11 protein-coding genes and 1 pseudogene are annotated in these 13,856 nt (G+C 72.8%); 8 read left to right on the top strand and 4 right to left on the bottom strand.

Annotated elements, in window-relative coordinates:
• Nucleotides 1-6 precede the first annotated feature (6 nt).
• Entirely contained in the window at nucleotides 7-1,200 is a 1,194-nt protein-coding gene (locus D2K64_RS02085) for an N-acetylmuramoyl-L-alanine amidase family protein (protein WP_238383952.1), read from the bottom strand.
• Between the two features lie 753 nt (nucleotides 1,201-1,953).
• Here D2K64_RS02085 and D2K64_RS02080 point away from each other — a divergent pair.
• The 3 genes from D2K64_RS02080 to D2K64_RS02070 all read left to right on the top strand — a co-directional run bounded on the left by D2K64_RS02080 (nucleotide 1,954) and on the right by D2K64_RS02070 (nucleotide 7,046).
• A complete protein-coding gene (locus tag D2K64_RS02080) occupies nucleotides 1,954-5,121 on the top strand; it encodes an Rne/Rng family ribonuclease (protein WP_120006166.1) in 3,168 nt (1,055 codons plus the stop codon).
• A gap of 81 nt (nucleotides 5,122-5,202) precedes the next feature.
• Nucleotides 5,203-6,210 carry a bifunctional GNAT family N-acetyltransferase/(deoxy)nucleoside triphosphate pyrophosphohydrolase gene (locus D2K64_RS02075; protein ID WP_120006164.1) on the top strand — a complete coding sequence of 336 codons (1,008 nt, stop codon included), beginning with the start codon at nucleotides 5,203-5,205 and terminating at the stop codon, nucleotides 6,208-6,210.
• Between the two features lie 71 nt (nucleotides 6,211-6,281).
• Nucleotides 6,282-7,046: a competence/damage-inducible protein A gene (locus D2K64_RS02070; RefSeq protein WP_120006162.1), complete on the top strand. Its 765-nt coding sequence runs from the start codon at nucleotides 6,282-6,284 to the stop codon at nucleotides 7,044-7,046.
• A gap of 12 nt (nucleotides 7,047-7,058) precedes the next feature.
• Here D2K64_RS02070 and D2K64_RS02065 read toward each other — a convergent pair whose 3' ends face one another.
• Both D2K64_RS02065 and D2K64_RS02060 read right to left on the bottom strand, forming a co-directional pair.
• Nucleotides 7,059-8,024: a M14 family metallopeptidase gene (locus tag D2K64_RS02065; RefSeq protein ID WP_120006160.1), complete on the bottom strand. Its 966-nt coding sequence runs from the start codon at nucleotides 8,022-8,024 to the stop codon at nucleotides 7,059-7,061.
• A gap of 137 nt (nucleotides 8,025-8,161) precedes the next feature.
• On the bottom strand, nucleotides 8,162-8,950 hold the full coding sequence (locus tag D2K64_RS02060; protein WP_120006158.1) for a DsbA family protein: 789 nt from the start codon (nucleotides 8,948-8,950) through the stop codon (nucleotides 8,162-8,164).
• A gap of 292 nt (nucleotides 8,951-9,242) precedes the next feature.
• Between D2K64_RS02060 and D2K64_RS02055 the strand changes: the two genes are divergently transcribed.
• The 5 genes and pseudogenes from D2K64_RS02055 (at nucleotide 9,243) to D2K64_RS02040 (ending at nucleotide 13,227) form a co-directional block, all read left to right on the top strand.
• Complete coding sequence (locus D2K64_RS02055) at nucleotides 9,243-10,733, top strand: gamma-glutamyltransferase (protein ID WP_157985687.1); 1,491 nt, start codon at nucleotides 9,243-9,245, stop codon at nucleotides 10,731-10,733.
• A gap of 21 nt (nucleotides 10,734-10,754) precedes the next feature.
• Nucleotides 10,755-11,918: a pyridoxal phosphate-dependent aminotransferase gene (locus D2K64_RS02050; RefSeq protein WP_120006153.1), complete on the top strand. Its 1,164-nt coding sequence runs from the start codon at nucleotides 10,755-10,757 to the stop codon at nucleotides 11,916-11,918.
• Between the two features lie 235 nt (nucleotides 11,919-12,153).
• Nucleotides 12,154-12,689: pseudogene (locus D2K64_RS26105) on the top strand (class I SAM-dependent methyltransferase).
• Entirely contained in the window at nucleotides 12,643-12,999 is a 357-nt protein-coding gene (locus D2K64_RS24995) for a hypothetical protein (protein ID WP_202910425.1), read from the top strand. The pseudogene D2K64_RS26105 and the gene D2K64_RS24995 overlap by 47 nt, the downstream one beginning before the upstream one ends.
• Nucleotides 13,000-13,035: 36 nt before the next feature.
• Nucleotides 13,036-13,227, top strand: coding sequence for a hypothetical protein (locus D2K64_RS02040; RefSeq protein WP_120006151.1), 192 nt, complete (start codon nucleotides 13,036-13,038; stop codon nucleotides 13,225-13,227).
• Here the strand turns inward: D2K64_RS02040 and D2K64_RS02035 are convergent.
• A complete protein-coding gene (locus tag D2K64_RS02035) occupies nucleotides 13,214-13,855 on the bottom strand; it encodes a hypothetical protein (protein WP_157985686.1) in 642 nt (213 codons plus the stop codon). The two genes, D2K64_RS02040 and D2K64_RS02035, sit on opposite strands and share 14 nt — an antisense overlap.
• Nucleotide 13,856 lies beyond the last annotated feature (1 nt).

Raw genomic sequence — 13,856 nt, 5'->3', positions numbered from 1 at the left:
CGCCGCCTAGCCGGCCGAGGCCAGCCCGGCCTCGTGCCGGTCGAGCCAGCCATGCACCGCGCCCGTCAGCGCCCGGCACAACTGCGCACGGTATGGCGCGCGGTTCAGCGCCGCCTCGTCCCGCCGGTCGCTGAGAAAGCCCATCTCCACCAGCATCGACGGGATTTCCGGCGCCTTCAGCACGGCGAAGGCGGCCTGGCGGTGGGTGTTGGGCAGCAGCGGCACGCTGCGGCCCAGCGAATCCACCGCGTGCTGCGCCAGCCGGGCGGAACCGATCTTGGTTTCCTGCCGCACCAGGGAATACAGGATGCGCTCCACTTCCGGCGACACCGGCGGCAGCTTCAGCCCGCCGGCGGCGTCGGCATTGTTCTGGGTTCGCGCCAGCCGTGCCGAAAGCGAGTCGGAGGCGCGGTCGGACAGGGTGTAGACGCTGGCGCCGCGCGCCCCTGGCGCGGAATCGGCGTGCAGCGAGATGAACAGCGTGGCGCCGCGCTTGCGGGCGAATTCCACCCGGCCGTCCAGCGGCACGAACACATCGCGCGACCGCGTCAGGGCCACGCGGCAGCGCCCGCCGGCTTCCAGCTGCCGCTTCATCTCGGCGGCGGCGGCCAGGGTGATCCGCTTCTCGTGGGTGCCGCGCACGCCGATGGTGCCCGGATCCTTGCCGCCATGGCCGGGGTCCAGCACCACCAGGGGGCGGTCGCGGGCCGCCGCGGTGGCCGGGCGGGCAGCGGTCATGGCGGTGCCGCCGCCGACCTGGCCGGACAATCCGTCACGGGCCAGGTTGGCGTAGGCCGACATGCCGCCGGGCGCGATCTCCAGCAACAGCGTGCCACCTTCGCCGCTGGCCCGCACCTCCACGGCGCCGGTCAGGTCGATCAGCAATCGCTGGCCGTCCCAGCGCGCCCCGGCCACCGGCCCGGCGCCGGGCAGGCGCGATGCGGCGCGCCAGGGGCTGCCGGGCAGGGTGAGTAACAGCCGCGCCGGCCGCAACAGGGCCGAGAGGCGCCATTCGGCACCGCGCCCGAGGGTCAGGCTCAGCCGTGCCGCGCGGCCATCCCGCACCAGCCGGGCGGCGGTGACGGCGGCTTCCGCGCGGCCGATCAGGGACAGGGTGGCAGCCAAGCCCAGCCCGGCGCGCAGCAACTGGCGGCGAACCGGCATCGGGCCGGGCGAATAGGGCCCGGACGGATTGGACATGGTGCGGCATCCCCCAAAACATTCGCGGTGCCGGCAGGCTGTTCCCCCTGTGCCTGCCCGCGCCGCCACGATCATCAACCTAGGATGGTATGAACCAAGCGGTGCTGCTGCAACGGCACACGCTCCCAGTAAGTCTGAAAAGAGGCCTGTATCATGGCCTTGCGGTGCGATCACGGCATTACTTCATGTAACATCTGAACACAGCAATGCCTTGTGAAAGAACAGGGGGGCGCCTATGGTGGGGCGCCCCGGCGGCGAACCCGCTGGTGGAGGTTCCGGGCGCGGCCGCCCGGCCTGCTGCGGCCTTGCCACATTTCCGGCAGGTCCTGGCACGGTGCGGCCCGGAGGAGCTGGCAAGGGACGCCGCCCCATGATCGGGGCCGCCGGCCCGGCTTCGCCAGCGCTTCGTTTGCCCGCTCCACCGGCTTGGATCTCATGGCGCGGATGGTGCCGCGGATTTCGGTCCGCCGCTCCGCTCCCGTGCCTGCCGCTGGCCCGACCTGTCCGTTGCGCGTCGCCGAGGCGATGCCGGGCGGGATTTCCGGGGCCTGCGCGCGGCGCGCCCAACAACGGGCCTGTCTGATCCCGGGTTGATCCCCGGAGGACAGGGCCCGCCGAGACGAGAGGTCGGAACCAGAGCCGCATGGCATGCCATCCGCCACGCCGCCTGCGCGACCCCGCTGCCTCGGGCCTTCCCAACCATGACCGCCACAGGAAGCGCGACCGCGCCCGTGGCCTGGAGCATCCCGGTTCATGACCAAGCGCATGCTGATCGATGCATCCCACAGCGAGGAAACCCGCGTGGTGGTGCTGGACGGCAACCGGCTCGAGGAATTCGACGTCGAGGCGGAACACAAGAAGCCGCTGAAGGGCAACATCTACCTGGCCAAGGTGGTCCGGGTTGAGCCCAGCCTGCAGGCGGCCTTTGTGGAATATGGCGGCAACCGCCACGGCTTCCTGGCCTTCGGCGAGATCCACCCGGACTATTACCAGATCCCCGTGGCCGACCGCGAAAAGCTGCTGGCGCTGCAGGCGCAGGAAGCCGACGAGGATTCGGACGAGGACGAGGACGAGGACGAGGTCAGCGACGCCGAGGCCGAGGCAATGGCCGAGGCCATCGAGCGCTTCGCCGACGCCGACCCGCAGCCCCGTGCCGCCGCCGAAGCGGCGCCGGAAGCGGCCGCCGAGGCCGCGCCGCCGTCTTCCTTCAGCGAATCGCACGAGCCCGAGCACCCGCGCGCCGTTGATCCGGACCAGGTGACGCCGCGCTCGCAGCCCATGGCGATGCAGGATGGCCGGCGCTCTGCCAGCCCCGAGGAACTCGGCGGCGCCGACCTGCCGCCGGCATCCGACGAGGAAGAGGACGACGAGGAAGGCCCGCCGCCCGAGACGATTGGCGGCCGCGGCCGTTCCGAGAACGGCGAATCCGAGGACCGCGCCGCGCAGCGCATCCCGCCGCGCTTCCTGCGCCACTACAAGATCCAGGAAGTGATCCGCCGCCGGCAGATCATGCTGGTGCAGGTCGTCAAGGAGGAGCGCGGCAACAAGGGCGCGGCGCTGACCACCTACATCTCGCTGGCCGGCCGCTTTTCCGTGCTGATGCCGAATTCGCCGAAAGGCGGCGGCATCTCCCGCAAGATCACCTCGGTCGCCGACCGCAAGCGCCTGCGCGAGGTGATCCAGGATCTGCGCATGCCGCGCGGCATGAGCATGATCGTGCGCACCGCCGGCGCCGGGCGTCCGAAGCCCGAGATCCGCCGCGACTGCGAATACCTGCTGCAGCTCTGGGACGACATCCGCGAGCGCACGCTGCAATCCACCGCGCCGGCGCTGATCTACGAGGAAGCCGACCTCATCAAGCGCTCGATCCGCGACGTGTTCGGCTCCGGCATCGAGGACATCCAGGTCGAGGGCGAGGACGCCTTCCGCCAGGCGCGCGACTTCATGCGCATGCTGATGCCGCAGAACGAGCGCAAGATCCGCCTGTACCGCGACGGCAGCGTGCCGCTCTTCGCCCGCCATGGCGTGGACAGCCAGCTCGACGCCATGATGTCGCCCACCGTGCAGCTGAAATCGGGCGGCTACATCGTCATCAACCAGACCGAAGCGCTGGTCGCCATCGACGTGAATTCGGGCCGCGCCACGCGCGACCGGCACATCGAGGATACCGCGCTGCGCACCAATCTGGAGGCCGCCGACGAGGTGGCGCGCCAGCTGCGCCTGCGCGACCTCGCCGGCCTAATCGTGATCGACTTCATCGACATGGAATCGTCGCGCCATGACGCCCAGGTCGAGCGCCGGCTGAAGGAAGCGCTGAAGCACGACCGCGCCCGCATCCAGGTCGGCCGCATCAGCCATTTCGGCCTGCTGGAGATGAGCCGGCAGCGGCTGCGCCCCTCCGTCACCGAGCATTCCTTTGTCACCTGCCCGCATTGCCAGGGCCTGGGCATCGTGCGCAGCCCGGAAAGCGCGGCGCTGCAGGTGCTGCGCCAGATCGAGGAGGAGGGCGCCAAGCGCCGCGCCGCCGAGATCTGCGTGCACATCGCCTCGGACCTCGCGATCCACCTGCTGAACCGCCGCCGCGAGCGGCTGTCGGAGATCGAGGCCCGCTACGGCATGGTGGTGCAGTTCCGCACCGACGACACGCTGCTCGGCCCGGCCATCCGCATCGAGCGCCTGCGCGCCCAGACCGCCGTGGAGGCGCCCACCGCGCCCGCCGCGCTGCGCATGGATTATGCGCCGGAGACCGAGGACGAGGAGGAGGTCGCGGTGGCCGTGCCGGAGGCGGCCGTCGAACGTGCTGCCGAGATCAGCGGCGAGTCCCCGGCCGAGGCCGGCGAGCGCCCGGCCAATGGCGAGGCCAAGGCGGATGCCAAGGACGATGAGCGCGGCGACGGACGCCGCCGTCGCCGGCGTCGCCGCCGGCGCGGCGGGCGCCGCGAGGATGGCATGCCCCAGGATGCCGCCGGCAACGAGGCGGCCGATCCGTCCGGTGACGAGGAGGACGAGGAAGATGGCACGGCCGAGCAGCCGGCCATCCCCGAAGCCGCCGATGCGCCGCAGCCACACCCCGAGGCGCGGCCTGAGCCCCGGCCCGAGGCAGGGCGCCGCGAGGAGGAGGGCGGTTTCCGCCGTCGCAGCCGCCGCGGCAACCGCCGGCGTCCCTGGGAAGCGGGCGAGCAGGGCCCGGTCGAGCCGCAGCCCGCGGCCCGGTATGCCGGCCCCACTCCGGCGGACCCGTTCGGCGGCACGCTGGACGACATCTTCGACGCCATGGCGGCGGCCGAGGAAGCCGCGGAGCAACCCGCAGCGCAGCCACCCGCCCTGCCGCCGGTGAGCGCGGAGGTGGCCCCGGTGCTGCCGGTGGAGCCGATGGCGGCACCATCCACCGAGCCGTCCGGAAACCAGCCCGCGGAGCCGGTAGCGCCGGAGCCCGTCGCGACGCAGCCGGAGCCGGAGCCGCAGCCGGCGCAGGACATTCCTGCGGTCGCCGAGGCGGTTCCCGCTGCCGAGGAAGCGCCGGCCAAGCCGCGCCGCCGGACCACGCGCGGCAAGAAGGCAGCCGAGGCTCCTGCCGAAGCCGCGGTGGAGCCCGCGGCGGAAGCCAAGCCGCGCCGCACGCGCAAGAAGGCCGTGGCCGAGGCGCCGACGGAGGTGCCAGCGGAAGCATCGGCAGAGGCGTCGGTGGAAGCCGGCGCCGAGCCGCCACCGAAGCCGCGCCGCACGCGCAGCAAGAAGGCGGCAGCCGCGCCCGCGGCGGAGCCGGCCCCCGCCCCGGCCGCGCCCGAGCCTGCCGCGCCGACCGTGGCGAAACCGGCCGCGGCCGAGCCTGGCGAGCCCGTGGCGGCGGCGCCGGTGCAGCCGGTGCTGATCGAGGCTGCCCCGGACGCGCCGAAGAAGCGCGGCTGGTGGAAGCGCTGATCCAGGCCTCGGATCTGGTTCCGGCCCCGCGGCCTGTGTCGCGGGGCCGGGCTCTCCATCCCACCGGGCGGTGTTTGCTGCATGACTGCCGAATTTGAACCGCTCCGCACGGAACGGCTGACCCTGCGGCCGCTGCGGCCCGAGGACGCCGCCGAGTTGCATCGCCTGATCAATGACTGGGAAGTGGTGCGCAATCTGTCGCGCCTGCCATTCCCGTACCCGCGCGAACTGGCGGATGAGTGGATCGCCTCCACCCACAAGCAGATGGCGGAGGGTTCGGCCTGGCATCTGGCCATTGTGGGCCAGGATGGCGACACGGAGGTGCTGGTCGGTTGCGTCGGCCTGACGCGGGTGCCCGACACCCGCCGCGCCGAACTGGGCTACTGGGTCGGGCGCCGCTTCTGGGGGCATGGCGTAGCCACCGAGGCGGCCGGGCGGCTGTCCCGCTGGGCCCTGGCAAATCTCGACCTGGACCGCATCTTCGCCAAGGCGCTGGTGGAGAACGAGCGCTCCGCCGCCGTGCTGCGCCGGGTCGGGCTGGTGGAAAGCGGACGCGGCGAGGCGGAGTTCCGGGCCCGGGGCGGCGTGCTCCCGGTTCTCCACTTCGAGGCCGGGCGCGAGAACCTGACCGCGCCGCCGCCCTTGCCGGAACCGGTGGTGTCCGCGGCCACCGTGCTGCCGCCCGGCGCCAAGCCGCTGCTGATGGTGGCGGCCTGCGCCCTGGTGGATCCTGATGGCCGTGTGCTGCTGGCCCGCCGGCCGGAAGGCAAGCCGATGGCCGGGCTCTGGGAATTCCCGGGCGGCAAGCTCGACCCCGGGGAAACGCCGGAACAGGCGCTGATCCGCGAATTGAAGGAGGAGCTAGACATCGATGTCTCGGCCGCCTGCCTCGCGCCCTTCACCTTCGCCAGCCATGATGCCGGCGCCTTTCACCTGCTGATGCCGCTGTATCTGTGCCGCCGCTGGGAAGGCACGCTGCGCGCGACGGAAGGGCAGGCGCTGGCCTGGGTGCGGCCGAACAAGCTCACGGACTACGCCATGCCGCCGGCCGACAAGCCGCTGGTGGCCCTGCTGCGCGATTTCCTGTAGCCGGCTTCGCCGCCCCTTCCGATCCGGCGCGGCCGGCCTACTATCCGTTGCCCCTGAAGGACGCCCGCGCCATGCCGAACCCGACCGCCTGCCTGCTCATCATCGGCAACGAGGTGCTGTCGGGCCGCACGCAGGATGCCAATCTGAAGTTCCTGGCGACGCGCCTGGGGGAGATCGGCATTCCGCTGCGCGAGGTGCGGGTCATCCCCGACGTGCGGGACACCATTGTCGAGACGGTGAATGCGGTGCGCGCCCGCTTCGACTACGTGTTCACCACGGGCGGCATCGGCCCGACGCATGACGACATCACCGCCGAATGCATCGCCGCCGCCTTTGGCGTGCCCTGGGAGCCGCACCCCGAGGCCTGGGCGTTGCTGGAGGCCAGCTATGCCCGCCGCGACCCGCCCACCGAATTCAATGCGGCCCGCCAGCGCATGGCCACGATGCCGCGCGGCGCGACGCTGATCGACAACCCGGTTTCCGTCGCGCCCGGCTTCATCATCGGCAATGTGCACGTCATGGCCGGCGTGCCCCGCATCATGCAAGCGATGTTCGACGGGCTGGCGCCGAAGCTGACCGGCGGCACCCCGGTGCGCTCGCGCGCCGTGCACGCGCACGGGCTGATGGAGGGCCTGCTGGCCGAAGGGCTCAGCGCCATCCAGGCCCGGCACCCCGCCGTGGATATTGGCTCCTACCCATATTACCGGCCCGAGGGAAACGGCGTGGCGCTGGTGGCCAAGGGAACCGACGCGGCGGAGCTGGAAACGGTTGCCGTGGCCATGGCCGAGTTGATCGCCACGCTCGGCTTCGCGCCGGTGCAGGGCGAGCCCGGCTAGCCGGAGCCCGGCTCAACCGACCGCGGCTACCTCCTCCGGCCGGAGAAACCGTGCCAGCCGCACGGCGGTGTGGCCGCGCAGGGTGCGCGGGCTCGGCATCACCAGCAGGCAGTCATCATGCGGGGTGCGGATCTCGGCCTCGCCGTCGCGGGCCAGCAGCGTGCCGGCCTGCGGGATCACCTCGCCGCCGCGGAACGGCCGCACGAAGCCGAAGCCATGCGTGTTGGCGACCACGGTGCGGGTCACCTCGGCCAGCTGCGGCGTTCCAACCTGCGGCGCTGCGAGCGGCGCCTCGGCGCAGCCGCTGTTGCGCAGCAGCGCGGCGGCGCAGGCTTCCAGCGTCCGCAGCGTCGCCGCCTGCCAGTGCTGTCCGCCTTCCACCAGAAGCGCGGCCTGCCGGCCACCGGGTTCGCTGAACACCGGCCGGTCGATCAGCCGCAAGCCGGTGCCATGTCCCTCATCGGCCACCACCAGCGGCGGCGTGCCGAGCCGTGCCGCCACGCGCATCGCCCGGCGCGGTCGCCCGGTGATGATCAGCGGGTCGGACGGCCACAGCATGGAATGCAGGTCCAGCAGCAGGTCGGCGCTTTCCAGCAGCGGCAGCAACAGCCGTGCGCGTTCCAGCTCCACGCCGCGGCGGGGGCCTTTCAGCGTGCGGTCGGCCCAGACCCGGTTCATGTCCTCGTCAATGAAGCGGCTGAGGGTGGGTTCAGCGGGGTTGAAGCGGGCAAAGGCGGCGGGATTGGCGAACACCAGCGTCAGCCTGCCGCGCACCGGCCGCAGCCCGGCTTCCAGCCAGCGCGCCAGCAGGGTGGCGCCGGCGAATTCATTGCCATGGATCAGGCTGACCAGCACCACGTGCGGGCCGGGTGAGCAGGCCTCGAAACTCCAGACCCCCGGCAGCAGGTTGCCCTCCAGCCAGGGCCGCAGGTCGGGCGGCTCCAGCTCCACCGCGAAGGGGGGCAGCAGGCCGGTCAAGGCCGCCGGCCGGCGTCGGGCGCCACCCTGGTGCTGCGTTGCGTGGCCATGCCCGCCAATGCCGTGTTCCCCATGCGCCCGGGATGAGCCCGGACCATCCTATCGCCGGGACCCGGTAGGGCAACCGGGGGTAGTGCTCAGCCCGGCTTCCGCCTGGCCTCGGCCACCAGCTTCCTCAGCGTCGCGAGGTCCACGGCGCCGGGCACCAGCGTGTCGCCGATCACCAGGGCCGGCGTGCCCTCGATCGACAGGGCACGCGCCAGATCGAGGTTGCCCTGCAACCGTGACTCGGTGGCCGGGTCGGCCATGTCGCGCTGCATCCGCGCCCAATCGAGCCCGACGCGCTCCGCCTCGGCCTGCAGCACCGCTTCCGTGGGCTCCCCGCGCAGCCGCATCAGCGCATCCTGCAGGGGCAGGTACTTGTTCTGGCGCTGCGCGGCCAGAAGGGCGCGGCTGGCGGTGACACTGGCGGCACCCAGCACCGGCAGGTCCTTCAGCACCAGGCGGACGCCGCTATCGGCCCGCAGCAGCGACTCCATGGTGGGATGCAGCACCTTGCAGTAGCCGCAGCGGACGTCGAAGAACTCGACGATGGTGACGTCGCCGCGCGGATTGCCCTTCACCGGGTCCGAGACGTCGTGCAGCAACGCCTCCCGATGGGTGGCGATGGCGCCGCGCTGCGACACGCTGCGGTCCTGCTGCTGCGCCTGCTGCATCGCCGCCACCGCGTCGCGCAGAATGGTCGGATCGCGCTTCAGGGCCTCGCGCAGCACCTCCACCACCTCGGCGCGCTGCTGCGGGCTGAGCGACTGGGCCGAGGCGGCGCCCGGCAGCGGCAGGGCGGCGACGGCCGTGAGCAACAGCAGGAGAACCTGGCACAGCCACGTGGCACGCAGTGCAGGGACTGCCGGGCGGGTCGGGGTCATGCGGGGCTCCTTGACCAGGAATGGGAACCGGGGGTTGAGATGCGGGTGGAGCGGAAAGCCGGTGCCGGGCGCCAGCCCTTGCGGGCCCGTTGTGCGCCATCCGGCCGGCGCCGCCAAGCCGCGGGTCCCGCGCGGGCGCCGCGCCGGTGGTTGCCGCTGCCGCCGAAGGCGTCTATGGCCGGGGGCCGTGGCCAGCGGCGGCGGCGTGCCGCCCGGCTGGCCGCCGTGCCATTCCGCCCGGACCGTCCTCGCGCCGCCCCGTGGCCGCAGCATCGGAGAACAGAAGGCCAGCATGACCAGCCTCGCGCCGAACCGGACCCGACCGGCCAGCCTTTCCGGCCCCCGTTCCGCGCGCCCGCGCGCCCTGGCGGCGGCCGCCCTGATGCTGGGGCTGACCGGCTGCGGCACAGTCAGCAGCCTGACCAGCAGCCTGACCGGCGGCAGCAGCGCCCCGCCCGAAGGCACGCCAGGGCATGTGCGCGGCTATTTCGGCGCCGTGGTGGCGGATGAGCCGCGTGCCGCACTGGTGGCGCGCGACGTGCTCTCGGCCGGCGGCACGGCGGCGGATGCGGCGGTGGCCGCGGGCTTCACCATGGCGGTGACGCTGCCCTCCCGCGTCGGGCTTGGCGGCGGCGGGGCCTGCCTGGCCTACAACCGCACCCGCAGCAGCACCGAGGCGGTGCTGTTTCCGGCCAATGCGCCGGCCCAGCCGGCCGCAGGCGACCGGCCGGCGGCGCTGCCGATGCTCGCGCGCGGCCTGTTCGCGCTGCACACCCGCCAGCCACGCCGGCCATTCAACGAGCTGATGGCCCCGGCCGAGCAGCTGGCCCGGTTCGGCGCCACCACCTCCCGCGCCCTGGCGCAGGACATCGCCGCCGTGGCCGGCCCTCTGCTGGCCGATCCTGGCGCCCGCGCCGTGTTCGCGAATCCCGCCACCGGCGCTCCGCTGGCGGAGGGCGAGCGGCTGGTACAGGCCGATCTGGGCGGCACCCTGGCGACGCTGCGCGTGTCCGGCGTCGGCGACATGCACCAGGGCACCCTGGCGCGGCGGCTGGAGGAGCTGACGCCCCGCGCCGGCGGCGCGCTCACCGTCGAGGAGCTGCGCGCCGCGGTGCCCGCGGTGGCGCGCCCGATCGAGCTGCGCCGCGGCACCGACCTGTTGTCCTTCCTGCCGACCCCGGCGGATGGCGGGCTGGCCGCCGCCGCCGCCTTCCAGGCGCTGCAATCCGGCGCCGACATCGACACCGCCTCGCAGCGCAGCCTGGCCGTGTCGCGCATCTGGCGCGAGCAGGGCGGCGATCCGCAGGCCCTGCTGGCCACTTCGCCGACGCTGGCGGGCGGCGTTCCGGCGCTGCCGGCCTCGGCCTCGCTGCTGGTGCTGGACCGCGAGGGCAATGCGGTCAGCTGCGCCTTCACCCTGAACAATCTGTTCGGCACCGGCCGTGTGCTGCCGCAGCTGGGCTTCCTGCCCGCCGCCGCGCCGAACAGTGGCCGCGTCGAGCCGCCGCTGCTGGCCGCCGCCATTGTGCACAACCCCAACCTGCGCGCCTTCCGTTACGCCGGCGCTGGCACCGGGCAGGCAGCGGCGCCGATCGCCCTGGCGCAGCCCATGGCGCAGTCGCTGTTGAACAACCGGCCCCTGGCCGAGGCGGTGGGCACCGTGCCGGAGCCGGGCCGGGCCAACGCCGTCAGCTGCGGCCGCTACCTGCCGGGCGAGAGTGGCCAGTGCGTTGCGGTGGCTGATCCGCGCGGCGCCGGCCTCGCGGTGAATGGCGGGCCATAACCGGCGCAGGAGGCTCCTGGCATGCTGAAGACCGGCCGCGGGGCCCATGCTCCCGCTTTCCTGGTGATGGACGTGATCGCCGCGGCCAATGCGGCCGCGGCGGCGCTGCCGGCCGGCGCACCCGGCGTGCTCCGGATGGAGGTGGGCCAGCCTTCCACCGGCGCGCCGCGCGGCGCCGCCGAGGCCGCCATTCGCGCCCTGCAGGCCGGCGCCGCCATGGGATACACGGAAGCCTTCGGCCTGGCGTCCCTGCGCCAGCGGATCAGCCGGCACTACGCGGACAAGTACGGCGCCGACATCCCGGCGCGGCGCATCGCGGTGACGGTGGGGGCGTCGGGCGCGTTTCCGCTGGCCTTCCTGGCCGCCTTCGATCCGGGCGACCGTATCGCCATGGCGGCGCCGTTCTACCCGCCCTACGCCAACATCCTGACCGGGCTCGGCATGCGGCCGGTGATGCTGCCCTGCGACGCCGCCACCCGCTTCCAGCCCACCATCGCCATGCTGGAGGCGCTGGACCCGCTGCCGGACGGGGTGATCATCGCCTCGCCCTGCAATCCTGCCGGCACCATGCTGTCGCCGGAGGATCTGGCCGCCCTGGCCGGCTGGTGCCACGGCAATGGCGTGCGGCTGATCTCGGACGAGATCTATCACGGCCTGTCCTACGGGCTGGCGGAAAGCACGGCGGCGGCGCTCAGCCCCAGCGCCGTGGTGGTGAACAGCTTCTCGAAATACTTCTCCATGACGGGCTGGCGGATCGGCTGGCTGGTGTTGCCGGAGGATCTGCTGCGCCCGGTGGAGTGCCTGGCGCAGAACCTGTTCATCTCCGCTCCGCATGTGGCGCAGATCGCGGCCGAGGCCGCCTTCGACTGCACCGAGGAACTGGAAGCCAACAAGGCCGCCTATCGCCGCAACCGCGATCGCCTGCTGGCCGAGTTGCCGGCCGCGGGGTTGGACCGGCTGGCGGAGGCGGATGGCGCCTTCTACCTGTGGGCCGACGTGTCAGCGCTGACCAATGACAGCGTCGAGCTTGCCGCCCGCCTGCTGGCCGAAGCCGGCATCGCCGCCACTCCGGGGGTCGATTTCGACCGGACCCGCGGCCGCCATTTCCTGCGGCTGTCCTATTGCGGCGCAGAGAGCGCCATGGCCGAGGCGCCGGGACGGATCCGCCGGTGGCTGCGCCGCTGATCACGCGCATCTGACCGGCCGCGGCAGAACGGTGGTGCGATGCTGCCGCCGCGGCTTCCAGGGCACCCTCCCTCAGGGGTGGCGGCGAGGCGGCGCATCCTGCAGCCGGGGGGGGCCTTTCAGCGAGGCTCCCAGCGCCCGGTGCCCTGGCAGCAGCCCCGGAGGATGTTTTCCCCGGAGGATGTTTTCCCCTATCCACCATCCAGCCTGATCTGCAGCGCTGAAGGCGCGGCAGATGGCCGCCTGGGCGTCCGGCGATTACTCGGTGATCGGCACCACCCTGCAGATCGTCGGCGAATCCTTGTGCGAGACACTGGACCTGCGAGCCGGCGAACGCGTGCTCGATGTTGCGGGCGGCAACGGCAATGCCAGCCTGGCTGCGGCGCGGCGCTTCGCCGATGTCACCTGCATCGACTATGTTCCGGCCCTGCTGGATCGCGCGCAGGAGCGGGCCGCGGCGGAGCGGCTGGCGATCGACTTCCGGCCTGCCGATGCGGAGGCCTGCCCTTCGGCGACGCGAGCTTCGACGTGGTGCTGTCCACCTTCGGCGTGATGTTCACCCCCGACCAGGAGCGGACCGCCGCCGGGCTGCGCCGCGTCTGCCGCCCCGGCGGCCGCATCGGGCTGGCGAACTGGACGCCGGACAGCTTCATCGGCCAGTTGTTCCGGTTGCTCGGCAGCCTGTTGCCGCCGCCGGCAGGCGCCGGCAGGCCTGCGCTCACCCTTGCTGTGGGGCAGCGAGGCGCGGCTCGGCGAGTTGTTCCCGGGTGACGCGGTGGAGATCACGCCGCGCCACTTCAACTTCCGCTACCGCTCGGCCGGCCATTTCGTGGAAGTGTTCCGGAACGTCTATGGTCCCACGCACAAGGCCTTCGCGGCGCTCGACGAAGAGGCGAGGCCGCGGCTGGAGCAGGGCATCCTGGCGCTGCTGCGGGAAGCGGACCGTGGTGGCGGCCGTGGGCTGGTAGTGCCGTCCGCTGGAGGTGGTGATCAGGCCCGTCTTGCGGAGCTGAGGGTCCTGCAACCCCTGCGTGCGGAACCTGGGGCCGGCACCGCAACCCTGCGGCGGGTCATGGATTGATTCCACCGGATCGCCCGCCCGCAGAAGGAGAGCCGGATGCAGAACGCCGTGACCACCGCGCCCCGGATGAAGCGGCGCGAAACGGTGCCGGAGCAGCTGCCGCGCTTTCTGGCCTGGCGGCCCTTCCAGGAGGAGCCCTCGCGCCGGGACCAGCCGGCGCGCTCCCCCCCGCCTCGCCCGGCGTCCCAGTGCGCCGTGACGCCGGGGCAGGTGCCTAGGGCTGGTTGAGCGGCGAGAAAAAGAACCGCTGCAGCCGCATCAGCATCTCGCGCAGGTCGAAGGGCGGCGGTGGCTCCTCGGCTTGGCTGGCCGGCACGGCGGCCCGGAATGCCGCCAGGGCGGCGCCTGTGTCGGACAAGGGCAGGTCGCGCGGCGTGCTGTTCACGGTGGCGCTGCCCAGGCCCATCACCCGCAGCAGCACATGGGTCGCCTGCGGCAACTCGGCCGCGGCGCGGGCGGCGTCCTCGGGGCGCGGGGCGCAAACCACGGAACGCCCTTCCAGGCCGCAGGGCATCTCCAGCATCGGGTTGGGCGGGAAGCGCAGCTGCACCGTGCCGGTGAGGGCCAGCAGCCCGCGTGCCGCGCCATCCATGCCGAGGTCGCGGGCGGTCACCGCCGGCACCAGGACGCCGCGCCGCGGCACCACCTCCAGTGCCAGCGCCGCCTCGGTGGCGGTGGCACGCTCCACCGGCGTGGCATGGGTCATGCGGCAGGCGGTCTGGTCGGTCATCGGGTCGGCGGCGCAGCTCAGGATCCACGGGCCATAGGTCCCGGTGGGGTTGCCCTGCGCGGCGTGAGCCGGCAGCGTGGTGGGGAGCAGAGACGCCAGCAGCGTCAGGGTGGCGATCGGGCGCATA

The organism is Teichococcus vastitatis (genome assembly GCF_003604215.1).
Classification (GTDB): domain Bacteria; phylum Pseudomonadota; class Alphaproteobacteria; order Acetobacterales; family Acetobacteraceae; genus Pseudoroseomonas; species Pseudoroseomonas vastitatis.
Note: the sequence above shows the minus strand (reverse complement) of the source record. Positions and strands in the feature narration are given on the sequence as shown.